Source organism: Cognatundibacterium curvum (genome assembly GCF_014284235.1).
GTDB lineage: Bacteria > Pseudomonadota > Gammaproteobacteria > Burkholderiales > Burkholderiaceae_D > Undibacterium > Undibacterium curvum.
On sequence record NZ_JACOGD010000007.1, the window covers coordinates 174,119 to 198,583 of the forward strand.

Annotated in this window: 24 protein-coding genes and 6 tRNA genes; 3 read left to right on the forward strand and 27 right to left on the reverse strand. The window is 52.6% G+C overall.

The annotated features are described in order from the left end of the window. Positions 1-8: 8 nt before the first annotated feature. The 10 genes from flgK to flgB all read right to left on the reverse strand — a co-directional run bounded on the left by flgK (position 9) and on the right by flgB (position 9,775). Positions 9-2,255, reverse strand: a complete 2,247-nt coding sequence (gene flgK, locus H8K43_RS18870; RefSeq protein WP_222611051.1) for a flagellar hook-associated protein FlgK — start codon at positions 2,253-2,255, stop codon at positions 9-11. Positions 2,256-2,465: 210 nt separating this feature from the next. After that, on the reverse strand, positions 2,466-3,365 hold the full coding sequence (gene flgJ, locus H8K43_RS14265; RefSeq protein WP_186904457.1) for a flagellar assembly peptidoglycan hydrolase FlgJ: 900 nt from the start codon (positions 3,363-3,365) through the stop codon (positions 2,466-2,468). A 9-nt stretch (positions 3,366-3,374) separates the two neighbouring features. Next, complete coding sequence (locus H8K43_RS14270) at positions 3,375-4,514, reverse strand: flagellar basal body P-ring protein FlgI (RefSeq protein WP_186904458.1); 1,140 nt, start codon at positions 4,512-4,514, stop codon at positions 3,375-3,377. Positions 4,515-4,532: 18 nt separating this feature from the next. Next, a complete protein-coding gene (locus H8K43_RS14275; RefSeq protein WP_186904459.1) occupies positions 4,533-5,198 on the reverse strand; it encodes a flagellar basal body L-ring protein FlgH in 666 nt (221 codons plus the stop codon). 17 nt (positions 5,199-5,215) lie between these two features. Then, positions 5,216-5,998: a flagellar basal-body rod protein FlgG gene (flgG, locus tag H8K43_RS14280; RefSeq protein WP_186904460.1), complete on the reverse strand. Its 783-nt coding sequence runs from the start codon at positions 5,996-5,998 to the stop codon at positions 5,216-5,218. Positions 5,999-6,069: 71 nt separating this feature from the next. Next, positions 6,070-6,810, reverse strand: a complete 741-nt coding sequence (gene flgF / locus H8K43_RS14285; RefSeq protein ID WP_186904461.1) for a flagellar basal-body rod protein FlgF — start codon at positions 6,808-6,810, stop codon at positions 6,070-6,072. A 50-nt stretch (positions 6,811-6,860) separates the two neighbouring features. Continuing rightward, entirely contained in the window at positions 6,861-8,213 is a 1,353-nt protein-coding gene (gene flgE / locus H8K43_RS14290) for a flagellar hook protein FlgE (RefSeq protein ID WP_186904462.1), read from the reverse strand. A 45-nt stretch (positions 8,214-8,258) separates the two neighbouring features. Continuing rightward, positions 8,259-8,942, reverse strand: a complete 684-nt coding sequence (locus H8K43_RS14295) for a flagellar hook assembly protein FlgD (RefSeq protein WP_186904463.1) — start codon at positions 8,940-8,942, stop codon at positions 8,259-8,261. An 18-nt stretch (positions 8,943-8,960) separates the two neighbouring features. Continuing rightward, positions 8,961-9,365, reverse strand: coding sequence for a flagellar basal body rod protein FlgC (flgC, locus tag H8K43_RS14300; protein ID WP_162021058.1), 405 nt, complete (start codon positions 9,363-9,365; stop codon positions 8,961-8,963). A gap of 2 nt (positions 9,366-9,367) precedes the next feature. Continuing rightward, a complete protein-coding gene (gene flgB / locus H8K43_RS14305) occupies positions 9,368-9,775 on the reverse strand; it encodes a flagellar basal body rod protein FlgB (RefSeq protein WP_186904464.1) in 408 nt (135 codons plus the stop codon). A 178-nt stretch (positions 9,776-9,953) separates the two neighbouring features. On the opposite strand from flgB, the gene flgA reads away from it, so the two are divergent. The 3 genes from flgA (at position 9,954) to H8K43_RS14320 (ending at position 11,617) form a co-directional block, all read left to right on the forward strand. Beyond that, positions 9,954-10,697 (forward strand): flagellar basal body P-ring formation chaperone FlgA, encoded by a 744-nt coding sequence (gene flgA / locus H8K43_RS14310; RefSeq protein WP_186904465.1) that lies wholly within the window; start codon positions 9,954-9,956, stop codon positions 10,695-10,697. Between the two features lie 123 nt (positions 10,698-10,820). Next, positions 10,821-11,132: a flagellar biosynthesis anti-sigma factor FlgM gene (flgM, locus tag H8K43_RS14315; RefSeq protein WP_162021061.1), complete on the forward strand. Its 312-nt coding sequence runs from the start codon at positions 10,821-10,823 to the stop codon at positions 11,130-11,132. Positions 11,133-11,134: 2 nt separating this feature from the next. Further along, complete coding sequence (locus tag H8K43_RS14320; protein ID WP_186904466.1) at positions 11,135-11,617, forward strand: flagella synthesis protein FlgN; 483 nt, start codon at positions 11,135-11,137, stop codon at positions 11,615-11,617. 114 nt (positions 11,618-11,731) lie between these two features. Here the strand turns inward: H8K43_RS14320 and motD are convergent, their stop codons facing one another. From motD to uvrC, 17 genes are all read right to left on the reverse strand, one after another. After that, entirely contained in the window at positions 11,732-12,493 is a 762-nt protein-coding gene (gene motD / locus H8K43_RS14325; protein WP_186904467.1) for a flagellar motor protein MotD, read from the reverse strand. Between the two features lie 12 nt (positions 12,494-12,505). Then, positions 12,506-13,240 (reverse strand): flagellar motor protein, encoded by a 735-nt coding sequence (locus tag H8K43_RS14330; protein WP_186904468.1) that lies wholly within the window; start codon positions 13,238-13,240, stop codon positions 12,506-12,508. After that, positions 13,222-13,953, reverse strand: coding sequence for an RNA polymerase sigma factor FliA (locus H8K43_RS14335; RefSeq protein ID WP_162021065.1), 732 nt, complete (start codon positions 13,951-13,953; stop codon positions 13,222-13,224). The genes H8K43_RS14330 and H8K43_RS14335 overlap by 19 nt, the downstream gene beginning before the upstream one ends. A gap of 5 nt (positions 13,954-13,958) precedes the next feature. Beyond that, on the reverse strand, positions 13,959-14,801 hold the full coding sequence (locus H8K43_RS14340) for a MinD/ParA family ATP-binding protein (RefSeq protein ID WP_230403969.1): 843 nt from the start codon (positions 14,799-14,801) through the stop codon (positions 13,959-13,961). Continuing rightward, positions 14,794-16,110: a flagellar biosynthesis protein FlhF gene (gene flhF, locus H8K43_RS14345; protein ID WP_186904469.1), complete on the reverse strand. Its 1,317-nt coding sequence runs from the start codon at positions 16,108-16,110 to the stop codon at positions 14,794-14,796. The genes H8K43_RS14340 and flhF overlap by 8 nt, the downstream gene beginning before the upstream one ends. Continuing rightward, positions 16,107-18,215, reverse strand: coding sequence for a flagellar biosynthesis protein FlhA (flhA, locus tag H8K43_RS14350; RefSeq protein WP_186904470.1), 2,109 nt, complete (start codon positions 18,213-18,215; stop codon positions 16,107-16,109). Before flhA ends, flhF begins: the two co-directional genes overlap by 4 nt. Then, complete coding sequence (gene flhB / locus H8K43_RS14355; protein ID WP_186904471.1) at positions 18,208-19,362, reverse strand: flagellar biosynthesis protein FlhB; 1,155 nt, start codon at positions 19,360-19,362, stop codon at positions 18,208-18,210. Before flhB ends, flhA begins: the two co-directional genes overlap by 8 nt. 366 nt (positions 19,363-19,728) lie before the next feature. Beyond that, positions 19,729-20,109: a tautomerase family protein gene (locus tag H8K43_RS14360; RefSeq protein WP_186904472.1), complete on the reverse strand. Its 381-nt coding sequence runs from the start codon at positions 20,107-20,109 to the stop codon at positions 19,729-19,731. Between the two features lie 137 nt (positions 20,110-20,246). Continuing rightward, complete coding sequence (locus H8K43_RS14365) at positions 20,247-20,876, reverse strand: ABC transporter ATP-binding protein (RefSeq protein ID WP_186904473.1); 630 nt, start codon at positions 20,874-20,876, stop codon at positions 20,247-20,249. 192 nt (positions 20,877-21,068) lie between these two features. Further along, positions 21,069-21,161: transfer RNA gene (locus tag H8K43_RS14370), tRNA-Leu, on the reverse strand. A gap of 70 nt (positions 21,162-21,231) precedes the next feature. Then, positions 21,232-21,305, reverse strand: a tRNA-Cys gene (locus tag H8K43_RS14375). Positions 21,306-21,387: 82 nt separating this feature from the next. Further along, a tRNA-Gly gene (locus tag H8K43_RS14380) sits at positions 21,388-21,463 on the reverse strand. A 28-nt stretch (positions 21,464-21,491) separates the two neighbouring features. Then, positions 21,492-21,567 (reverse strand) — tRNA-Gly (locus H8K43_RS14385). 30 nt (positions 21,568-21,597) lie between these two features. Next, positions 21,598-21,673: transfer RNA gene (locus H8K43_RS14390), tRNA-Gly, on the reverse strand. 22 nt (positions 21,674-21,695) lie between these two features. Beyond that, positions 21,696-21,771 (reverse strand) — tRNA-Gly (locus H8K43_RS14395). A 50-nt stretch (positions 21,772-21,821) separates the two neighbouring features. Then, a complete protein-coding gene (gene pgsA, locus H8K43_RS14400) occupies positions 21,822-22,415 on the reverse strand; it encodes a CDP-diacylglycerol--glycerol-3-phosphate 3-phosphatidyltransferase (RefSeq protein WP_186904474.1) in 594 nt (197 codons plus the stop codon). 118 nt (positions 22,416-22,533) lie between these two features. Beyond that, the gene (gene uvrC, locus H8K43_RS14405) at positions 22,534-24,408 is read right to left on the reverse strand and encodes an excinuclease ABC subunit UvrC (RefSeq protein ID WP_186904475.1); all 1,875 of its coding nucleotides are present in this window, start codon (positions 24,406-24,408) and stop codon (positions 22,534-22,536) included. Positions 24,409-24,465: the final 57 nt, after the last annotated feature.

Genomic DNA, 24,465 nt, shown 5'->3' on the forward strand with positions numbered 1-24,465 from the left:
GATTACCTCTATCTGCCCAGCGTCAGCAAGGCATCAAATAATTGACTGGCGATCTGCATTAACTTGCCTGCAGCCTGATATGCCTGTTGATAACGCAACAAATTAGCTGCTTCTTCATCCAGATTGACGCCGGATTCACTTTGCTGCGCAGCCACTGCCTGCGCCAGCATTTTCGTTTCAGAGGCACTGGTGACTTGTAATTCGGCGGTTTTATTACCGACCAGGCTCACGAACTGCGCGTATGCACCTTGTATCGTTGTGGTATTTCCAACCAACAGATTCTTAGTCTGTATGGTGGCTAAAGCCAGTGCATTACGATTATCGCCAGTACCATTGGTATTCGGTGCGATGTTGAACACATCGCCATTTGCCGGGCTACCGGTTACCGTGAAACTTGCACCATTGAAACTGATCGTTGAGCCAGCAGTGAACGGAACATTACTGCCAGCCGGATAAGTCGTGACCGCGCTTCCATTGGTGACCGTGACATTCGCTGTTGCAGGAAATCCACTCAAAGTGTTAGTCGCTGAATTGAATGTCAGCTTAGTCGACGCCACTGGCGTTGAAGCCGCCAGCGTGAACTGATCACCGTTGCTGGGTGCTGCTGTACCATTTTTAATAGCAAAGTTCATTCCCGCTACGCTGATCTGCGCACCGCTGGTATAAGGCACGGTCGCAGGCGGAGGATAATTTGTGGTGACACCTGCGTTAGTGACAGAAACGATTTGTCCCGCAGGAAAGCCTGTCAGAGAACCACCTGAATAAGTCAACGTCACTGGCGGCGTCAGTGTACTGGATTTGAACGAATTATCTGTTTTTACCGGACTGATCGTCGCTGTGGCCGAAGTAGATGCAGAGCCGGCCAGCGAATCAAAATTACCGGAAGAAATCTTTCCTGAACCAGTATTGGTGGTCGGTGCAACGCTGCTGACTGGCGACGCCACCGCCAGCTTATTCGGATCACTGATAGCGACCGCCAGGCTGTTTGCCGCATTGGAGGTAGGCTTGATCAAAAATTCGTCGCCTGCTGCAGGCTGTGCAGCGGGCGGCTGCGGGAATTCCATACTGACGCCATCGACCACAACCGGCTGGGAAGTCGAATTCGTTACCTGACCATCACTGAGCCGTGTCACTTTATAGGTACCTGGCGCTGTGATCTGCAGGCGGTAATCACTGGTACTCAATGCCGATGCATCGACAATTTTCGAGGTCACCAACGCGGCAGTGGTATTACCCGCACCTGGTGTATTGACCGGCTGCGCAATATTGAAAAAATTACCACCCATTTGACCATTCAAATCCTGGCCTAAGGCATGTTGCTGATTAAAGGCAGATGCAATGCTGACCGCTACCCGACCAATCGCGCTTTGCGCCGGATCCAGGGTATTGGCACGAAAATCAAACAAGCCGCCCAATTTACCACCTGGCAAGCCATTTTCTGGAATTTGGGTGACATTCCCGTTCGAGGTATAAGCCACTTCGGAACGATTAGGATCGGTCGCAGAAACACTGACCTGCAATTGATTGACCGTACCACCGAGTACAATGGGCTGACCATTACCGATAAACACATTGTATTTATTATCTTGCGGGATCACCGTCACCTTGGTCAGTTTAGATAATTCGGTGACCAGCAAATCACGCTGATCCAGCAAATCATTCGGCGGCGAACCGGTAGTGCTTTGCGATTTTGCTATCGTATCGTTTAAGGCTGCTAATTGCGTGGAATAGGCATTGATAGAACTGACAGCGCCGGCGATTTCACCATTGACGTCCGTGCGAATCTGGTCCATGCGCCCTTGCAGACTGGTGAAACGATTGGCCAGCGCCTGACCATTTGAAATCACGGCCTGACGCGCAGCAGCGCCAGCCGTGCCATTCGGACTGCTCGATAAGTTCTGTACCGATTTGAAGAAATCCTGTAAGGCTGGCGTTACACCGGCAGTCGGATCAGCAACCAGATTATTGATCTGCTGGATCTGAGCAGCATATGCACTCACCTGGTTCAGTGAGGTCTGCGAAGAATTAACCTGCTGCCCAATGAACTGATTGTATTGACGCTGAATCTGGCTGATCGTCACACCCTGCCCGACAAAGGAGCCGCCCAGATTCTGGGGCGCATTTGCCGATTGCACCAAAACCTGGCGGCTATATCCTGGAGTTGACGAGTTGGCAATATTATGGCCGGTAGTGGTAATCCCCATTTGGGCTGCTGCCAGAGCACTTTGCCCTATGTTCAGAACGTTCGTTCCCATAATTCAACCTATTGAGTTGTGCCACGCCTTTACACGTCATCACCCTTGTTTTCGGAGAATTTCTGAAAAACTTTAATGAGGGAAATATATGGCATCAAAGCCTGATGATAGCCTGCGCCTTATTCGTGACAGCCAGTCTATACCTCAGTCTTCTGTAAAGGCGAAAATGCGAAAAAATGTATTTTTTTATTCAAATCCTGAGTTTGCAACTCAGACAGACAGATTTTGCTTAATGATACGGGTCAGTTTATTCGCATAATTAGGATCCGTTGCATAACCTGCTTTTTGCAAGCCTTGCGCGAACGCACTTGCATCTTTAGCATTGGCGATCACATTTTCATAGCGCGGATTTTGCGTCAGCAACTTAGCATAGTCCTTAAACGCATCTGCATAGGTGTCATACGCTTTAAATTTCTCGACACGGCGCTGCGCCACGCCGTTGATATACTCAGTCGTCACGGCATCAACAGTTTTACCCTTCCAGCTACTGGTGGCCTTAACCCCAAAGATGTTATGAGAGGTACTACCGTCCACTGTCTTGATTTCGCGCTTGCCCCAGCCACTTTCCAGCGCTGCCTGGCCTAGCATGAACTTGGCCGGAATACCGGTGGCTTTACTGGCCTCCTCGGCATGTGCAGTCAGTTTTTGCTGGAATTCACGCACATGGGCAGGACCAGAGAAACCACTTTTCGCGTCCGGAACCGGCTGTTGTTCAAACTTCAGATTATCCAGGTAACGATTGATGCCCTGAGAAGCAAAAGCCTGTGGTGCACTGGCATTTTCCGGCTGTATCGCCTGTGCCACTGCATTATTGGTGAGCTGCCTGACTAAGGCATCCGCCAGGCCTATGCCCTTATTCGCCATCGACTGCGATAACTGCTGATCCAGCATAGAGGTATAAGTACGCGTCTGTTCGCTATCAAACGGACCATCCTGTCCGCCTGCCTGACGCATAGACTTGAGCATCATGTTCATAAACAATGCTTCAAACTGTTTGGCAGCCGCCTTCACCGACTCAGGAGAATTATCTTTTGCCGATTGCTTAAGACTGTCCAGACTGCGGGTATCAAACGCCAGCCGGTTTTCGGGAATTTCTGCACGTCCTAACATGGCGGGTCCTTAAATAATTTCCAGTTCAGCACGCAAAGCGCCTGAAGCCTTCATCGCCTGTAAAATCGCCAGCAAATCCTGAGGTGTGGCACCAATCGAATTGAGTGCTTTCACAACATCGGTCAGTGAGGCACCGGCTTTCAACATCATCAATTGGCCGGCATCTTTAGTGATACTGATATTGGAATTGCCGGTCGCCACCGTTTGACCACCCGCAAGAGCATTCGGCTGACTGACCGCATTCTCAGTGTTGACCACCACCGACAAATTACCATGCGCAACCGCACAGGTTTCCAGGCTAACCGCCTGATTCATCACGATAGAACCGGTACGGGCATTGAGTATGACTTTCGCCACCATCGCTGCGGGCGTCACATCCAGACTTTCCAGATTCCCCAGAAACGCAACCCGCTGATCGGGGTTGGCCGGTGCCTTCACCTGTATCACCCTGCCATCCAGTGCGGCAGCGGTATCGTTACCGAAGCGACGGTTAATCGCATCCACTACCCGGCTGGCCGTCGAAAAATCCGAATTATTCAATTCCAGCTGCACCGTATTCCCATTCGCCACCGGACTAGGTACAGCCCGTTCCACAGTGGCACCACCAGAAATACGACCGACGCTCAGATGATTCACCTGAGCCTTGCTGCCATTGGCCGATGCACCAACGCCGCCGACCAGCACATTACCTTGTGCCATCGCATAAATCTGACCATCTGCACCTTTGAGTGGCGTCATCAGCAAAGTGCCGCCGCGCAGACTTTTAGCATTCCCCATAGAAGAGACCGTGATATCTAATGCCTGCCCAGGCTGCGCAAATGGTGGCAGGCTGGTGGTGACCATCACTGCAGCGACGTTTTTTAACTGCAGCGTTGAGCCGACCGGCAAGGCCACGCCCATTTGCTGCAACATACTGACGATACTCTGTACGGTGAACGGCGTCTGCGTTGTCTGATCACCACTGCCATCCAGACCTACCACAATCCCATAGCCCAGCAATTGATTCTGACGTACCCCCTGAATGCCAGCCAGATCCTTAATACGTTCCGCCTGTGCAGGCGCAGGCATCAGTATGCTCAGCGACAATAATAATGCTGCATATAAGCTCGAAGGAAGCACGCCAGAGGCGAAGGAAAATCCGGTTTTCATAGCCAACTTTCAATTCCCTTACATAGGGAGAAAACTCAGGAACAGACGACCTAACATAGAATTCATTTCGGTCGCGTCTATGCGTGTATTAGAACGATATTCAAAGCGCGCATCGGCTACCTGAGTAGATGCCACCACATTCCCTGCAGCTATCGTGGTGGGATTCACCACACCGGAAAAACGTACGAACTCCGCACCTTTATCGAAGGCTAGCTGCTTCTCGCCACTGACCAGCAAATTTCCGTTCGGCAGCACGTCGATCACCGTGACCGCTATCGTGCCGGTAAAACTGTTGCTGGCGGTTTCTGCGCCTTTTTCATCAAACTTAGAGCTGCCATTGGTGTTGACCGAACCACGCGAAGTGGTTGCCGCATTCAGGCCAAACAAATTAGGTGTAGCCAGCGCCAGACTGGAGGATTTACTGTTGGAATTCGCACTCGCTTTCGCCGCAGAGGTTTTCTCTGCAATCGTGATGGTCAGTGTATCGCCCACCATTCTGGCCTTCGCATCTTCATACAGTGGCCGGTAGCTGGCACTCTGAAAAATGGCGCCATTCGCTTCGCGTAAAGGCCTGGCAGATTGTGCTGGCAAACTCATAGGCTGATGCACGATCGGTGCGGGCGCACCGGCGCAGGCAGATAGCAACAGTACACTCAACAGATAAACCCGATTCGCGATTTTCATGATCAACTCCTCAATGCTTACAGCTGCGACAGTTTCTGCAACATCTGATCCGATGTCGTAATGGCTTTACTGTTGATCTCGTATGCGCGCTGAGTCTGTATCATATTCACCAGCTCTTCGGCGACATTCACGTTGGAGGTTTCTACAAAATTCTGCAACAACAAGCCCGCGCCATTCGTACCAGGTGCGTTGGTGCCTGGATTACCGGAGGCGGCTGTCTCTACGTACAGATTTTCGCCCAGTGCCTGCAAGCCAGTCGGGTTGATGAATGTCGCGAGCTGGATAGAACCGACTTGTACCGGTGCCGCCGAGCCGGGCTGGGTGACTGAAACGGTGCCATCACGTGCGACGGTAATCGACTGTGCATTGGCTGGTATCGTAATCGCAGGCTGAATCACAAAACCGCTGGACGTGACCAGCTGGCCTTGATTATCCATTTGAAATGAGCCGTCACGCGTGTAGGCAGTGGTTCCATCTGGCAGTAATACCTGAAAAAAGCCCTGCCCCTGTATCGCCAGATCCTTGCTATTGCCCGTTTGCTGCAGATTCCCCTGAGTGAAGATTTTCTCAGTTGCGACCGGACGCACACCGGTTCCGAGCTGCAAGCCAGAAGGCAGCTGGGTCTGCTGCGAGCTTTGTGCACCGGGCTGACGTATGGTCTGATACAGCAAATCCTCAAACACGGCGCGTGAGCGTTTAAAACCAGTCGTACTGACATTGGCCAGATTATTGGTAATCACATCCATCTGGGTCTGCTGCGAATCCAGACCTGTTTTCGCAATCCATAAAGACCGTATCATACATTTCTCCTGCGCGCCGTTACGGCACAATTAAGCTGGCAAATTTTGAGACTATTGTGCACCTGTAGGCATCAACTCAAACTGAGGATCTGACTGGCTTTTGTCTCGTTATTCTCGGCATTCTGCAAAAGCTTCATCTGCATTTCGAACTGCCGTGCCAGATTAATCATGGTGACCATTGATTCCACCACATTGACATTGCTGTTCTCCAGCATGCCACCGGCCACGCCTACTGCAGGATCAGCATCCGGTACCGTGCCATCTTTGGTACGAAATAAACCATCATCGGCACGTACCAGATTTTCTTCCGGCGGATTGACCAGCTTCAGCCGCCCTACTACCTGCACTGCGTTCGGACGATTTCCATTCGGCACGGTAGATACCGTCCCGTCCTTCGCAATCGCAATCGAAACATCCGGCGGTATGGTGATAGGGCCACCATCGCCCAGTACGTTCTGGCCATTCTGGGTTTGCAATACACCATTCTCACTGAGCTTCAGACTACCAGCACGGGTGTATGCTTCACTGCCATCCGGGCGCTCGACCACTAGCCATCCCTTACCTTGAACTGCCACATCAAGTTCGCGTCCGGTGATTTGCATCGCGCCAGTCGTAAAGTCTGCGCCGACGGTGGAATCCACCACGAATGCACGGGTGGGAATTTCTGCATTTTGTACCGGCACAGCACGGAAAGAATCCAGCTGTGCGCGGAAACCATTGGTGGTTGCGTTCGCCAGGTTATGCGAATTGGTCGCCTGCTGTTCGAGAACATGTTTAGCACCCGTCATCGCGGTGTAGACTAATCGATCCATGGTCTGCTCCTGTTCATACTGGTCGAACGCATATCATCACTCCCTAGTCATTAACGGAGATTGACGATAGTCTGCAACACCTGATCCTGCGTTTTAATCGTTTGTGCATTGGCCTGATACACACGTTGCGCAGTAATCATATTGACCAGCTCACCGGTCAGATCGGTATTCGAATCTTCCGTGGCCGATGCAGTCAGCGCACCCAGATTACCCGAGTTAGGCGGCCCCACCAAAGACTGACCAGACGCAGCAGTCTCTGCCCACTGATTATCACCCAGCGATTGCAAGCCATTCGGATTCGTGAAGCTGGCCAACACCACTTGTCCCAAGACTTTAGTCTGACCATTGGTATAACTACCCACAATAGTACCGTCCTTAGAAGTATTGAATTTAGACAGCTTGCCCGAAGTGAAACCGTCTTGTTTCATACTGCTGACACTGAAGTCAGAACCGAACTGGGTGGAATTGGTGTAGTCGAAACGGATGTCTGCCGTGGTATTAATCGGTGTCACCGCACCCGAAGCGACCGGCACTCTGAAATGCAGCGCGCGCGGGTCGGTTGGCGCATAGGCAGGATTCGCGCCTATCAATTTACCCAAATTATCGAAAGCGAGCTTACCTATCGGTGAAGCAGGGCTGGCGGCTGGCGTCAGCGCACCGGTTGCATCAAAACGATTGCCATCAACTGTGGAGAACACATTCCACTCTATCGAACCCGGGACCGCAGGCGGCGTGGTGACCGGATCGATACGTACATAATAGGTTTGTACGACGTGTGAGTTACCCAGACTATCGAACACCGTGACAGAGGTGGATTTATTGTACGAAGTCGGATCAGTCGGCGAGAAGGCGATCGGTGTAATGACCGGTGGAATAGTGACGGGCTTTTGTGTACCAGGTACGTATTCGCGCGAATCCAGGTTCATCACGCCACTGATTTTAGACGTTTGCGCTGGTGCGATATCTGCCGTATTGATATTGATCTGTGCAGCCGAACCGGTTGACAATACACCGTTAGCATCAGCGATATACCCGGTCAGATGTGCGCCTTGCGCATTCACGATATCGCCGTTTTTATCGAGCTGAAACTGACCATTACGGGTGTAAGTGACTGCACCATTGGTACTGAGACGGAAGAAGCCATTACCGTTAATCGCGATATCCAAAGGATTATTGGTGGAACTGATATTCCCTTGTGTGAATTGCTGGGCAATGGTCGATACTTTGACACCAATCCCCACGGCATTTGCTGACGCGCCGCTCAGCGAGTTCGCATAGACGTCGGCAAACTGCACCTGCGCCTGTTTGAAGCCTACCGTATTGGCATTGGAAATATTATTACCGATTACATCCAGCGACTTGGATGCTGCATTCAAACCACTTAAGCCTTGCTGAAAACCCATGATATCTCTCCTTAATTTAGCCGTGACCTGGACTATCCAGCGGACTTAATAAATCTGCCTTACATCATTCATACCAACCTGACCAACTCCGGAAACAGTCAGCTTGACTCCTTGCGCACCAGCTGTGACACTATTCACCACACCAAAACATAAAGACGTTACATCCAGCTTTTTATTCCCGGCGCTGGCTTCAATTTCATACTGATAATTCCCATTGGGCAGCGTGGTACCCGCATCATTCTTACCATCCCAGGTCATATTATTTAAACCGGCCGGCAATGCCCCAAGTTCTATCTTGCGCACCACCGCACCGGACTGATCCCTGATCACCAGACTGGCTTTGTCTGCAGCCTGTGGTAAGTCGAGTGCGTAAACGGATTTGCCATCCTGTAATGCGATATTGCTACCCGGTGTAATCACACCATGACCTATCATATTGGCTGCCTGCAGACTCTGACTGGCCACGTAATTGGAATTCATGGTCGCCATCGAAGCATTTAGTTTTTCTATGCCAGTCACCGTGGATAACTGTGCCATCTGACTGGTCACCTGCGCGTTATCCATAGGATTCAAGGGATCCTGATTTTTCATCTGCGTCACCAGCAGTGTCATAAAACGATCCTGCGCATCCTGGGTCGTGTTTTTTGTTTTGCCATTGGAGCCATTCATCGCAGTCAGCAAAGTCTGATCAACCGTATTTCCTGTATTTCCCGTATTTATTGTAGCCATGTCAGATTACTCCCCGTCTTACTGACCCAAGGTCAAAGTTTTTAACAGCATTGTCTTTGCTGCATTCATTGTTTCCACATTCGTCTGATAGGATCTGGACGCGGAAATCATATTCACCATTTCCTCCACCACATTGACATTTGGCATCGCGACATAGCCTTTTTCATCCGCCATAGGATGCTTAGGATCGTAGTGCAGCTTGGGTGCGGTCGCATCTTCCACCACCTCCTTCACACGCACTGCAGTCGCCGGCGTGCCTTCCACCGGAACAGCACTGAACACCACCTGCTTGGCTTTGTACGGCTGACCATTGGAGCTGGTCACACTGTCGGCGTTGGCGAGATTACTCGACACCACATTCAGGCGCTGTGACTGCGCACTCATGGCAGAACCGGCCACATTAAATACATTAAATAGCGACATGATTATTGCCCCTGTATCGCCGCAAGCATGTTGCGGATTTGCATATTGATCATCGTGATACTGGCTTCGTAGCGCACCGCGTTATCGGTAAATGCATTACGTTCAGCATCCATATCCACCGTATTTCCATCGATATTGCCCTGCCCGTTGCCGCGATACAGCGTCGGCGCTTCGCCCAGACTGTTTTTCAGACCCAGATGACGTACGTCTGTACGCTCAACCACAGGCGCCTTCTGATTCGTATCCAGATGCAAGGCATTCGTCAGCGTGGTGGCGAAATCAATATCTTTCGCCTTGTAATTCGGCGTGTCCGCATTAGCGATATTGGAGGCCAACAATTGCTGGCGCTGGCCACGCAGGGAAAGCGCTGTTTCATGGAAGCGCATGAACTCATCTAACTTATTCACCACCGGATCCTCCTGTGACAGCGCATATACGCTACTAATGACGGTTTCTGATACTTCCCATCATAGGACGCACAACACAAGTCCAATCCCCAAAGCAAAAGGGGGAAAACCCGCTTATTCATCAATTCGGAAATCCTGGCCCGTCCTACAATGAGTGCTATCCAAACCCACACCCAAGATCATGGATACGCTTTTTTTACGCCCCATCCTGCTGGCAATCAGCTGCAGCGCTTTGTTGAGCCTGCCCGCTGATGCTCAGATGCAGGCTCAGCTTCAGACTCAGGGAGCAGAAACGCCTTCCAGTCAGAGTCATGCCGAGCTCAAAAAAGTCGCTGTGAATTTTTTACAGCAAACGGCCAGCAACCAACCGGGTGAAGTCAAAATCAGCGTCAACGAAGCAGATAGCCGCCTGAATCTGGCAGCCTGTCAGGATATGGCTGCATTTCTGCCACCGGGCAGCAAACCCTGGGGGAAAATCTCGGTCGGCATACGTTGTAATGCGCCAAAAACCTGGCAAATTTATCTGCAAGCCCAGGTTCAGGTCACCAGCGATTACTATGTTGCGGCCAAATCTTTGCAAATTGGACAAGTACTCAACCTCGATGATTTAAGTAAAGTCAGAGGGGAAGTCTCTTCCCTGCCAGCCGGAATTATCATGACGCCGGAGCAGGCGATAGGGAAATCGCTGAGTATGTCGCTGGCGTCCGGCAGCCTGTTGCGCATGGATATATTGAAAAGTCCGTCCGTAGTACAGCAAGGCCAGACTGTACGCATCGTGAGTCAGGGGCCAGGCTTTCAGGTTGCGACAGAAGGTCAGTCGCTGAGCAATTCGGCCGATGGGCAAACCGCAAGAGCAAGAACAAATTCAGGACAAACCGTGAGTGGCATCGCCAGAACTGGCGGAATCATTGAAATTAACTACTAATTATTAAATTTTGATAGATTTTTATATTTTTTATAAATTTTCTCTCCAGAATTAAAGTTTAAAAAGAGATAGCCGATAACCGGATTGTAGAAGTAGATAAGTCCGACCATCGAGGGTATCGCTGTGAAAATTAATGACACACTAAATAAAACTGCCGGGCTCCCAGTGAGTCCGCAGCAGGCACGAACAGACAGAGCGCCGGATAAAGCAGTCAACAATACGCCGTCGCCTTCGATTAACGTGCAGATCTCTTCGCTCTCGACACAATTGCAAGCCATGCAGGGTACGCAAGCGAGCAATGCCGTGTTTGAAGCGAAGAAAGTCGAAGAAATTAAATTGGCCATTTCTGAGGGACGCTTTCAGGTCAACTCAGAAAAAGTGGCTGATGGACTTTTGGAGACAGTTAAGGATCTGCTTAACTCCAGAAAACGATAGACATGAGTACGACAAGCGCAACAGACTCCGGCATCCTGCAATGCATCAAAGATGAAACCCTCGCCATGACGGCGCTGGCGACATTACTGAAATCGGAACAGGACGCGCTTGTCGACGACAATTTGCATACGCTGAACGAAGTTGTCGCCAGCAAGACCGAATTGGTACGTAAAATCAATGAACTGGAGCGCCTGCGCTTAAGCTGCCTCAGCAATGCAGGCTACGAGCAAACGGCGGATGGCATGGAACAGCACCTGAATGCAAGTCCCGCAGAAGCGCGTCTGGCCTGGCAGGAATTGCTGAGTATCTCTGAAAAAGCCAAAGAGTTTAATCATACCAATGGCTTACTCATCAGCAGAAAGTTATCGCAAAATCAGGCTGCACTGGGTGTGTTCCAGCAAGGAAGCGCAACTGCCGCCTTATATGGTCCAAATGGACAATCGAGCATACAGGCCATGCCAGTGAAAGGCGTCATCGTACGCTGAGCCTGACCTGCAAACGCTGGTAAGCTAAGCTGATATCATCATAAAAAAAGCACGCTAAGCGTGCTTTTTTACATTAAGTTCATCTGTATGCAAACAGGCAGACAGACAAACCCATCAGGGCACAGGCACCTCAATCACAGGTTCAGGCAATACTGACAAGACCGTGACGGTCACGCGGCGGTTACGTGCCCTGCCCTCAGGTGTGTCGTTCAGATCGACCGGCAATTTGGCGCCCTGCCCGACTGCTGTCACACGTAATTCATCGACGCCATTCTCTGTGAGCAAACGTGCCACAGTACTGGCGCGTACTGCTGATAATTCCCAGTTGGACGGAAATACAGGATTTCGGATAGGCAGATTATCGGTATGCCCTTCGACTTGTATCGCGTGATTATCCAGTTTAAGCACCGATGCAATTGCGATCAGAGCCTGTATCGAATCGGTATTCAGCTTTGCTTCACCAGGAGGGAATAACAGACTCGCATTGATTTCTATCGTAACGCCTCGGCTGGTCTGCGACACCTTGACCTTGCCTTCGCGCACCAGCGGCTCCAGCACGGCCATGATATTAGTCGCGACACCGGTCATTTTTTCCCGCTCTTTACGCAAAGCTTCATGCGAACGGTTTTTCACCACCGGCAGCGTATCCAGCTTGACCACCGGAGGAACCACCACCGGCTGCACCGCATTACTATTGGAGGAATTACTGAAAGCACCGGTCAGCGAGTTAGACAGCACGCGGTACTTGCCCTCATTGACTGAGGAGATCGCATACATCACCACAAAAAAAGCAAACAGCAAGGTAATGAAGTCAGCATACGACACCAGCCAACGCTCATGATTTTCCGGCTCTTCCTGATATCGTCTGCGCGCCATGATGGGGAATGCTTAATGATTGCTGACCCGCTCTTCGATCACGCGCGGGCTGTCGCCGGTTGCGATACTGAAGAAGATATCGGCCAGCATTTCGCGTCGCGTGACTTCACGCGCAATGATCTCTTTTAACTTATGCCCGACCGGCAGAAAAAACAGATTGGCCAGTCCGACACCATAAATCGTCGCGACAAAAGCGACCGCAATGCCACCACCCAGCCGCGCCGGATCGGACAGATTTTCCATCACATGAATCAAGCCCAGCACCGCGCCCAGGATACCTATAGTCGGTGAATAGCCACCGGCGGAATCCCAGATGCGTGCTGCCTGGCGCTGTTCCATCTCATACAGGGAAATATCGACATCCAGAATTTCTTTCAGGCGCACCGGGTCGACACCATCGATCACCAGGCGCAAGCCCTTATTGATAAAAGCGTCGTCTGAATTACTCATATAACGCTCCAGACTCAGAAAGCCTTCACGGCGCGCGATCAGACTCCAGTTCAAGGCATCCTGAATATTTTTACGACTGGTATCCGGTGGTTCACTGATCACCCAGCGCAGCATGCGCAAGCCGCGCCTGAAGGTCGTCATCCGGCTTTGCAACAGCACGGCACCCAGAGTGCCGACGAAGACAATGACAAATGCCGATGGCTGCAGCAGAGAAGATAACTTCCCACCTTCCATCAGCTGGCCAGCTCCTATCCCGACCATCACCAGGATAATTCCCGCTACGCTAGCCCAGTCCACGCCTTCTCCCTCAGATAAGCACGCAGACGTGCGACCGCCTGACTATGCAATTGCGAGACACGGGATTCTGATACCCCCATGACCGCGCCGATTTCCTTCAGATTCAGTTCCTGCTCGTAGTACAAACCCATGAGCAGTTTTTCACGCTCGGGCAGACTGTCAATCGCACCGATCACCGCATCGCGGAAGTCATCGTTCAGCAAATCCTGCAAAGGATCACCGGAACTGTCCGAGCAATAATGATCAAGGAAATGTTCCTTGGTTTCGGAGTCGTGAAAATCTTCGTAGTACACCAGTTGATGACCGCCGCTGTCACCCAGCACATCCTGATATTCGGACAGACTGAGTTTGAGCGATTTCGCGACTTCGGTTTCGGTCGGCGGCCGCCCCAGCTTTTGCTGCAGCGAGCTCATCGCGCTTTCGATTTTGCGCATATTCTGGCGCACCCCACGCGGCAGCCAGTCGGTATTGCGCAATTCGTCCAGCATGGCACCGCGTATGCGTTGCACGGCATAGGTTTCGAATTGCGCGCCATGGGTGTCTTCGTAGCGGTTGACCGCATCCAGCAAGCCTATCATGCCGGCCTGCACCAGATCATCCACTTCCACACTCGGCGGCAGGCGTGCCTTTAACTGGTAAGCGAGTCGCTTGACCAGAGGCACATGCTCCTTGAGCAGATAGCTTTTGTCTGATTTTCCGCTAGCGGTGTACATAGTTATCACATTCCGAGGCCCACACTCAGCTCAGATTGACCTTCCAGCGCCAGGCTGGAGCGCGCGGTCGAAGCCAGACGCTCTGCCAGACGGGAGAACGCCAGTGCTGCGCGTGCTTTCGGAAAGGCATCAATCACTGATTGCCCCAAGTGTGCGGCCTTAATTACATATTCATCCTGAGGAACATAACCTACAAATTGCAGCGGTACGGCCAGATAACGGCTCGCAGCCTGCGCCATATTCGAGTAGATCAACGTTGCCTCCTGTTCGCTTACCCCTGACACCAGCACATTAAAAGAGCGCCGGCCAAGACGGGCACTCAAACGCTTAATCAGACCATAGGCAGCCTTGATTGCCGCAGGATCTGACGATACCTGTATCACCAGTTCACTGTCATCAAGCGAGGCAAGCGGAAAATGATCCGTCGCATCGATCGCTGCATCCACCACCACCAGATCGACATCATTGACGACCAGATCAAACACACGCGATAACTGGCGCAAATGCTCGGGCGGCAGCTCACGGGTCAGTGCGGCATGACGTGACAACTGTGTCACGGATAATCCTGCTGCGACAACTTTTATTGCTTCCTGCATTGTACGCTGTTGTTTCGCTACATCCAATAAGCTGCGGTCAAATCGCGCATTCAGCCACGCTCCCACGCTTTGAGGTGTGGAACGCGCATCCAGCATCAGCACCTGATTACCCTGCCGTGCCAGCGACACACCCAGATTAGCCAGTGTTCCGCTTTTTTCATCTTCGCTCAATACTGATAAGAATGTCAGCACCCTGGGTTTAGGCCCGGCCAGCATGCGGCGCAGACCTTCTGCCTGATCAAATTTAGCCAAGGGACACCTCCTTCGCCATTCCTGCTGCAATGCGTCCCTGTACGGCACCTGCCATGATCAGCGGCAGCTCTTCATCCAGATAGCGGAAAGCCGCGGTTTCACGCTTGAGCTTAAATGCACGGTCGATCAGGTACTGCTTATTCGCTACATGCAAATCTTCCGGTACACGCTGGCCGCTCGCTACATAATACAGCGCCAGACGCTGACGGATCGCGATATCCAGCGCACCGCCTATGGTTGCCGCTTCATCCAGTTTAGTCAGGATACAACCTGCCAGACCACCGCCCTGATAGGCGCGCACTACTTCGCTCAGGGTCTCGCCGGTAGAAGTCGCATTCAGGCACAGCAGGCGCTTCACTTGCGAGCCTGAGCCGGACAGCATGGCGACCTGCTCCGTCACCATCTTATCGCGCTGACTGACGCCGACAGTATCTATCAATACTGTATGTTTATTCTTGAGTTCCGACAAGGCAATACGTAAATCACTCTCATCTTTGACCGCATGTACCATCACACCCAGGATTTTTCCGTAAATTCTTAACTGTTCGTAGCCACCGATACGATAGCCATCGGTGGTAATCAGCGCCAGCTGGGAAGGACCGTGACGCATCACGCAACGCGCTGCCAGCTTGGCTGTGGTGGTGGTTTTGCCGACACCGGTCGGCCCTACCAGCGCGTAGACGCCGCCCTTTTCCAGGATTTCGCTTTCATTGTCGATGGTCATCAGATTACGTGCCAATACTGACTTGACCCATTCCACGCCGTTTTGCACCGAATCACCCTCTGGCAATTTCGAGATCAGATAACGCGACAGACTGGCACTCAGGCCAGTGGCCAGCATTTCGCGCAGCACTTCGGCTTTATGCGGTTGCTTTTGCTGAGTCGCCGACCACGACAATTCAGCCAGTTGCGATTCCAGCATACTGCGCATAGAGCGGATCTCACTCATGACATCGTGCAGTTCACTGGATGCAGCTGCATTGGCTGAACTGACCGGACTGGCGACGGATGGACGGGTAATCAGCGGACGCACTGCCTCGGCTTCCGGTTCAGGTGCGAAACTGCGCGGACTAAAACTACGGGCAGACTCTGCCGGAAAAGCGGGCGTCAGGCGTGCAACTTCGGGGGCCATGCTGCGTGGCTTTTCAACGGGAGCATATTCCGGCACCGACTCTTCAGCCATCGCCATGATCTCGACTTTACCGTTGACGGTTTTATTGGACAGAATGACGGCATCTGCACCGAGTGCATCACGCAACATACGCAAAGCCTCACGCGAGGTATTGGCAGTAAATTTTCTCACGTTCATGATTGCCCTCCGATCAGGCTGGTAACTCTAATTGTTTTAGTTTCAGGTAATTCAGCATGCGACAGCACTTTGAGCTGTGGCAGTGCGCGGCGCAGGAAGCGCGATAACAAAGGACGCAGTGGTGCTGGCACCAGCAAGACCGGGGTTTGCCCCATTTGCTCTTGTTGTTTGACTGCCTGATCCGCCTGTGCCGCCAGCGTGTCAGCCAGACCTGGCTCCAGCGCTGTGCCATCGCCGCCACCGGTATTCATGGCTTGCATCAGCAGACGTTCTAAACGGCTGTCGAGTGCCATCACGGTCAGTTCATTGGTACCCGGGAAAATCTGCTGCACAATCGCACGACCCAGTGCAATCCTGACCTGCGCCGTCAATTCATTCGCGTCCTGGCTATGCATCGCCTGCTCAGACAAAGTTTCGATGATGGTGCGCATGTCGCGGATATGTACGCCTTCCTGCAACAGGTTCTGCAATACTTTTTGCAGTACTGATAAAGGCAGCATTTTTGGCACCAGATCTTCCACCATCTTAGGCATTTCTTTGGCCAGATGATCAAGCAGCGATTGCACTTCCTGACGACCCAGCAATTCCGCTGCATGCGTGGTGATGATGTGATTCAGATGGGTCGCAATGACGGTGCCTGCATCCACCACGGTGTAACCCATGATCTGCGCCTGTTCACGCATGCTGCCATCGATCCAGACAGCGGGCAGACCAAAGGCCGGGTCAGTAGTTTCTGCACCAGGCAAAGGACCGCTGACCATGCCGGGATTAATCGCCAGATACTGACCATTCATGGCTTCACCAGTACCCACCTCCACGCCTTTGAGTGCGATTTTATATGCCGATGGTTTCAGTTCCAGATTGTCACGGATGTGCACAGCTGGCGACAGAAAGCCAACTTCCTGTGCGAATTTTTTACGTATGCCTTTAATCCGGCGCAGCAATTCACCACCCTGAGATTTGTCCACCAAAGGGATCAGGCGATAGCCCACTTCCAGGCCCAGGGTATCGACCGGCAAAATATCCTGCCAGGTCGCTTCTTCCATTTCCGGTGCTGCTGCAGCAGCGGCGGTTGCGGCAGCGGCTTGCGCGGCATTGGCTGCAGCCGGGCTGCTTTGCGCATCAATGCGTTTCTGGATCAGATAACCGGCACCACCCAGTACCGAGGCCAGGAACACAAACGCCATATGTGGCATGCCGGGAATCACGCCCATGCCACCCACGATGCCCGCAGTAATAAACATCACCTGTGGTTTGGCAAATAACTGACCGACTAACTGGGTACTGATATCTTCTTCACTGGCGACGCGCGATACCACCACACCAGCTGCGATGGAAATAATCAGCGAAGGAATCTGTGCCACCAGGCCATCACCAATCGCCAGCAAGGTGTAGTTTTTCAGGGCCGCGCCAAAGTCCATATCATGCTGCACCATGCCCACGATCAAACCACCCACGATATTGACCACGGTGACCACGATACCGGCCACCGCATCACCACGCACGTATTTGGAGGCACCGTCCATCGCGCCATAGAATTCTGCTTCCTGCGCGACTTCAGTACGGCGGCGGCGTGCTTCCTGCTCCGGGATCAGGCCCGCATTTAAATCGGCATCAATCGCCATTTGCTTACCAGGCATCGCATCCAATGCAAAACGCGCACCGACTTCCGCGATACGGCCTGCACCTTTGGTCACTACGGTAAAGTTAATAATGGTCAGAATCACGAACACCACGATACCGACTGTGTAATTACCACCAATCAGAAAATGGCCGAAAGCCTCAATCACCTTACCTGCCGCATCCGGACCAGTATGACCTTCAGTCAGCACGATACGGGTGGATGCCACGTTCAGCGATAAACGCAACATGGTGCTGACCAGCAGCACCGTTGGGAACACCATGAAATCCAGCGGCTTGACCGTGTACAGACTGGTCAGCAATACAATCACCGCAATCGCGATATTGAAGCTGAAAAACATATCCAGTATGAAGGCCGGCAAAGGCAAAATCATCATCGCCAGCATCAGGATGATTAACAGCGGTGCCGCCAAAGCCTTAGCATTCATGCCGGCCATCCACATCGGCAGTCTCAGGCTATTCATGGTTCTCTCCTAACAAATTCAAAGGGTCCAGCTCTTTTGGTACATTCAGATTGCGTGGTTCATCGGGGTACTTACCACCACGTTCGCGATACACCCGCAACTGGAATACATAGGCCAGCACTTCTGCCACCGCACCGTACAAAGCCTCAGGAATTTCATCGCCCAGCTCAGTGTGCTTGTACAGCGCACGGGCCAGCGGTGGCGCTTCCAGCAGCGGCACTTTATTTTCTGCCGCGATTTCACGAATTTTGGCAGCCACGGCATCCGCACCTTTGGCCACCACCTGCGGCGCACGCATGCCGCCTTCTGTATATTTCAGCGCTACCGCAAAGTGGGTCGGGTTAGTCACCACCACATCGGCAGTCGGGATTTCCGACATCATGCGGCGGCGTGCCATCTCGCGCTGTTGCTGACGCATTTTCGCCTTGATCTGCGGATTACCATTGGCTTCTTTTGATTCCTGGATCACTTCCTGATGCGTCATCTTCAGCTTCTCGGCATAGGCCCACATCTGGTAAGGCGCATCAATCGCCGCGATCACCACCAGCGAAGCAACAATCGCCATAAAACACACACCCAGCATGTGTCCCACGTGGGCCGAACCAGCCTGTACCGATTCTGTGGCAAGACTGAACATCGCCTCTTTCTGCCCCATCACCACCACCCAGGATACGCAGCCGACCAGGATGGTTTTCAAGACTGCCTTGAGCAACTCGACACCGGCGCGCGAAGACACCATATTGCCGAGTCCGGAAATCGGATTCATGCGGCCAAAATTAGGTTCCAACGCCTTGGCACTGAACAGCCAGCCACCGATCAGTAAAGGTGAGGCCAGTGCCACGATCAGCAACAACACGGCGACCGGAGCGAAAGCCAGCAATACATCGGTCAGACTGACTGAGATCTTTTGCACCAGCAAATTGAAATCAAAAGCGACTTCGCGCTCCAGGCTAAGGCCAGTAATCAGGCTGTGATTGAGCTGATTCACCAGTGAGCCACCCATCGCCCACAATGCACCACCCGCTGCCAGCAACACCGTACAAGTCGATAACTCGCGCGAACGCGGAACATCACCCTCTTTGCGCGCGTCTTCCAGACGCTTGGGCGAGGCCGGTTCGGTTCTTTCGAGATCGCTTTCTTCGGACATTGCCGACTCCTGTTATTTCCGCATGGCAAACACGACTTCACCATCACACGTCTACAGTTAGCATTATTGGCGAGTCAAACCACATTGCATGCGTGGAACAAACGAGTAAAAACCCGCTTATTCCCAGATAACAGAGAAAATCAGCACTGGCACTGACAAGGTACGCATGCCATTCGGGCAAAAGCCGTACAAATCAGCATGAAGATGAAGGATGAGATGAAAGGATAAAAAAGGAAGTCCAATAAAGACGCGGCCTGTAGCCCGAAAACAGGCTGCAGGCCGCATAGATACTGGGTGATTGGAAATTGATGGCAGATTGCCAGATGCAGCGGAATCAGCAAGCACCGGGGAAAGAAGAAAACGAACTCAGACGTGCAGCATGCGCCCGCCAGCAAATGACCAGTTTTCCCAGGTGGTTTCTTTGAAGCAGACCATCACCTGCTCAGGCGACATGCCCGCAGCGCGTATGCCCTCCATCAGCGTCGCCAGCAAGGCTTTCTTAACCTTCACACTGCGCCCTGCCGACCACACAATTTCAATGAGCACAAAGTCATCCGTGCGCGCCTCGGTCAGATCCGGATAATGGGCATCAAAGCGAAAATCCTCAGCTGGCAATTCCAGCACACGCTGAAATACATCGGTTTGCGGCACCCCACTGGCCACCAGTGCGGCATGGACTGCCTGTAAAACGCCATCTTTAAAGGCGGTGGTTTTGGGCTGACGTGTGGTGATGGTAACGATGGGCATAGCAGTCTCCAGTCTGTAGCGCTTGGCAGTAGAAGGTAGTGGCAAACAACGGGAACAGCCTCAGGCTAACACAACTCCATGCAGGCCACTGCGCACCGCTCAGCCAACAACAGCGCGCCGTTGCGGCAAGATGACAGTCAGGAAGCCAGATCTATTCTCGCCACCAGCGGCACATTGGCCGGCGCCTGATAATCCCCCACCACCAGAGCGCGCTGACCGGCCTGCGCCAATGCGGCCATCTGGGACAATACAAACGTGGCAGAACTTTTATCCAGCGCCGCCAGCGGATCATCCAGCAAAGTCAGCGCAGCCCCACTCGCAAACGCCGCCGCAATCCACACCTTGCGCCGGGTACCGGCCGATAACATCCGTATCTGCTTGAACAAATGCGGCTCCAGCGCCAGCCCGGCAATCAGCTGCACCAGCGCCGCCTGATCAAAGCCCGCATAGCGACTGGCCTGCAAGGCAAAAAACGCCTCTACCGTGAGTTCATCATAATCCACAGTCGCTGGCGCAATCCAATACACCTGCCGCCGATAAGCCTGCACATCCACCTGCAGTGCCACGCCCAACAGACACAAACACCCCGCCGCCGCCGTCAACTCCCCCGCCAGCAAACGCAGAAAATCCGTCTTGCACTCCCCTTCCTCATCACACACCAGCGTCACACCCGCACCGATGGCAGCCGACCAGTCACGCAAGACCAGCCGCCCATGCGCAATATGCAAGCCATCGATCTGTAAAATTGCCGGGTTTTCAGTATGCATAGCAGGCACCAGTGATTCTTGTTGAACAGGGAAAAGCCAGCCCAAAGGCAGGCGCAGTCAGGCCAGCATTATGGCGGCAAACTATGCACACCACAATCTGACAGCGATCAAATCCGGCATTTGAAACAGGCAACAAAAAACCCGCAAACTCCAAAGAATTTGCGGGTTTTTGCACTTACTGAGATGTCGATATGGTGCCCGAGGCCGGAATCGAACCGGCACGCCCCGATTAAGGAAAGCGGCGGATTTTAAGTCCGATGTGTCTACCTATTTCACCACTCGGGCCCATCACTACAACATGCAGCCGAAACTGCTTGCTCTGAAAAAAAAGCGCTTAACAGCGCTTTCTTTGTACTGGAGGCGGGGGTCGGGATCGAACCGGCGTCTACGGCTTTGCAGGCCGCTGCATAACCACTTTGCTACCCCGCCTTTGAGATACCTCACAGCTTATGCTGCGAAATACATCACTACTGCTCTGATAAAAACGGGGAACGTATTCCCCGATTTAATCTGGAGCGGGAAAAGAGTCTCGAACTCTCGACCTCAACCTTGGCAAGGTTGCGCTCTACCAACTGAGCTATTCCCGCATTAACTGTTGCCTGCTGTGTGGGAAAGTGGAGCGGGAAAAGAGTCTCGAACTCTCGACCTCAACCTTGGCAAGGTTGCGCTCTACCAACTGAGCTATTCCCGCTTTGACCATCACAACATTTACTACGAAACCTGGAGCGGGAAAAGAGTCTCGAACTCTCGACCTCAACCTTGGCAAGGTTGCGCTCTACCAACTGAGCTATTCCCGCATTACATTTCATCGAAGATACTTGGAGCGGGAAAAGAGTCTCGAACTCTCGACCTCAACCTTGGCAAGGTTGCGCTCTACCAACTGAGCTATTCCCGCATCGACGAAAGACCAAAATTATATAGCACTCCGAAATTATGTCAAGCGGGCTAACTCACTTTGTCCTGGCGCTCTGTGCTTTCCTTGATCATAGGCCAGGCTTTTTTCAGGTAATAGCACATCGACCAGACGGTCAGCACGGCGGCCACCAGCAATAACCAGGAACCGATCAGCACGGAATCTATCACGCCAAACAGCATGTCGTAATACAGCAGCATAGGAATGGCGATCATCTGCGCCGTGGTTTTAATTTTACCCAGCGAGCTGACTGCTACCGATTTCGAGGCACCGATCAGCGCCATCCATTCACGCAATGCAGAGATGGTGATCTCGCGCCCTATGATCACAAACGCGATCACGGCATTCACCCTGTCCAGCTGCACCAGCACCAGCAAAGCACCAGCTACCATCAGCTTGTCGGCCACCGGATCGAGAAAGGCGCCAAACGAGGAAGTCTGATTCCAGCGCCGCGCGAGGAAGCCGTCGAACCAGTCCGTCACCGCTGCCACGATAAACACGATGGTCGAGGCCAGACCTTTATAGAAGGGACTCAGCCACGCATCCGGCAAATAAAAAACACCGACCACCAGAGGAATCAGTGCGACGCGCAACCAGGTCAGCAGTATCGGAAAATTTAAGGGCATGACTATTGTTATGAGGTTCGGGCCAGTGGTTCAGCAAGGCAGCGACTACCGCTTTTGCGTGTCGCGCACAGTGCTGTTTTCACTGTTTTTTATGAGAAATTTCGCCCATTATATTTGTCTATCGCAATCGCTTGTAAATTTCTTCGGCGAGTTTGTGCGATATTCCTTCGACGCTGGCTAATTCATCGACACTCGCATCGGCCACGCCCTTCAGACCACCAAAACGGGTCAGTAATTTTTGACGTCGTTTTGGCCCCACGCCTTCGATATCTTCGAGTTGTGAAGTCTGGCGCGCCTTGTCACGCTTGGCACGCATGCCGGTAATCGCGAAGCGATGCGCCTCATCGCGGATCTGCGCAATCAGCATCAGTGCTGCCGATTCTTTGCCCAGTTCCTGCTCAGGGCGACCATCGACGAACACCAGCGTTTCCAACCCGACCTTGCGGCCTTCACCCTTGGCGACGCCAACGATCAGGCTGCAATCCAGACCCAGCTCGGTAAATACCTGACGTGCGACTTCGACCTGCCCTTTACCACCATCGATCAACACCACATCAGGCATGACGCGATTTTCCGCCGTTTCACTCTGTCCTGACAAATGCGCATAACGCCGCGTCAGCACCTGGCGCATGGCGGCATAATCATCACCCGGAGTAATGCCAGTGATATTGAAGCGCCGGTATTCGCCATTCTGCATCGCATGATGATGGAACACCACGCACGAAGCCTGGGTCGCCTCACCCTGGGTGTGACTGATATCAAAACACTCGACCCGTATCGTTTCCAAATCCTGCGCGTCCAGTTCCAACACATTCGCCAGCGCACGGGTACGAGCCTGTTGCGAACCCTGTTCGGATAACAAACGTGCGAGCGCCAATCGTGCGCCTTTGAGCGCCATCTCCAGCCAGATACGGCGCTGCTCCTGCGGCTGAAAACTCAGATGGATTTTATGCCCGCATTGCTCGGTCAGCGCCAGCATCAGATCGGGTGCATTCAATTCGATATTGGTGACTAAGGTAGCCGGAATGAATTGCTCGACATAATGCTGCGCCAGGAAGGCCGCCAGCACTTCGGCTTCTATGCTTTCTTCCGCTGTCGCCTGCACCTCATCGACATGAGTCGGAAAATAAGCGCGGTCACCCAGATGCCGCCCACCGCGTATCATGGCCAGGTTCACGCAGGCGCGGCCACCTTCTACAATCACGGCAATGATATCGACATCGGCGCTGCCGCTGGTTTCCATACTCTGCTGTTGCAGCACTTTGGATAAAGCGGACATCTGATTACGTACCAGCGCCGCCTGCTCAAATTTGAGCTGCTCAGCGTAAGCCAGCATTTTCTTTTCCAAAGACTGCAGCACTTCCAGCTGACGCCCTCGCAGAAAATCCGCAGCATTAGCCACGTCTTGCTGATAGTCTTCAGGCGTGATCAGACCTACGCAGGGCGCGCTGCAGCGATGGATCTGATGCAGCAGGCAAGGACGGGTACGATTGGCGTAGACGCTGTCCTCGCAATTCCTGAGCAAAAAAACTTTTTGCAGTATCTCCATCGACTCCTTGACCGCCCAACCTGAGGGGAAAGGACCGAAGTACTGATGTTTTTTATCGACCGCACCACGGTAGTAACTCATGCGCGGCGCGGCATGTTGACTGATTTTCAGATAGGGATAGGATTTATCGTCGCGGAACAGAATGTTGTAGCGCGGGCGCAGCGCCTTGATCAGATTATTTTCCAGAATCAGGGCTTCGGCCTCACTGCGTGTCACCGTGGTTTCCATGCGCGCGATTTTCGCGACCATCATGGCGATACGCGGACTGGATAAGGTCTTTTGAAAATACGTGGTGACGCGCTTTTTTAAGTCTTTCGCCTTGCCCACATACAGCAATTGATCCTGCTGATCAAAATAGCGGTACACGCCGGGCAAGTGGGGTAATTTTGCGACGGTATCGAGCACTTGTTGTCTGCCGTCGGCTTGCTGCTCATTCTCTGTCATGATGGGTCCAGGCTAGGTAAAACGGCGCAGTGTTCGTACAAATGGTAGTTACCTGGC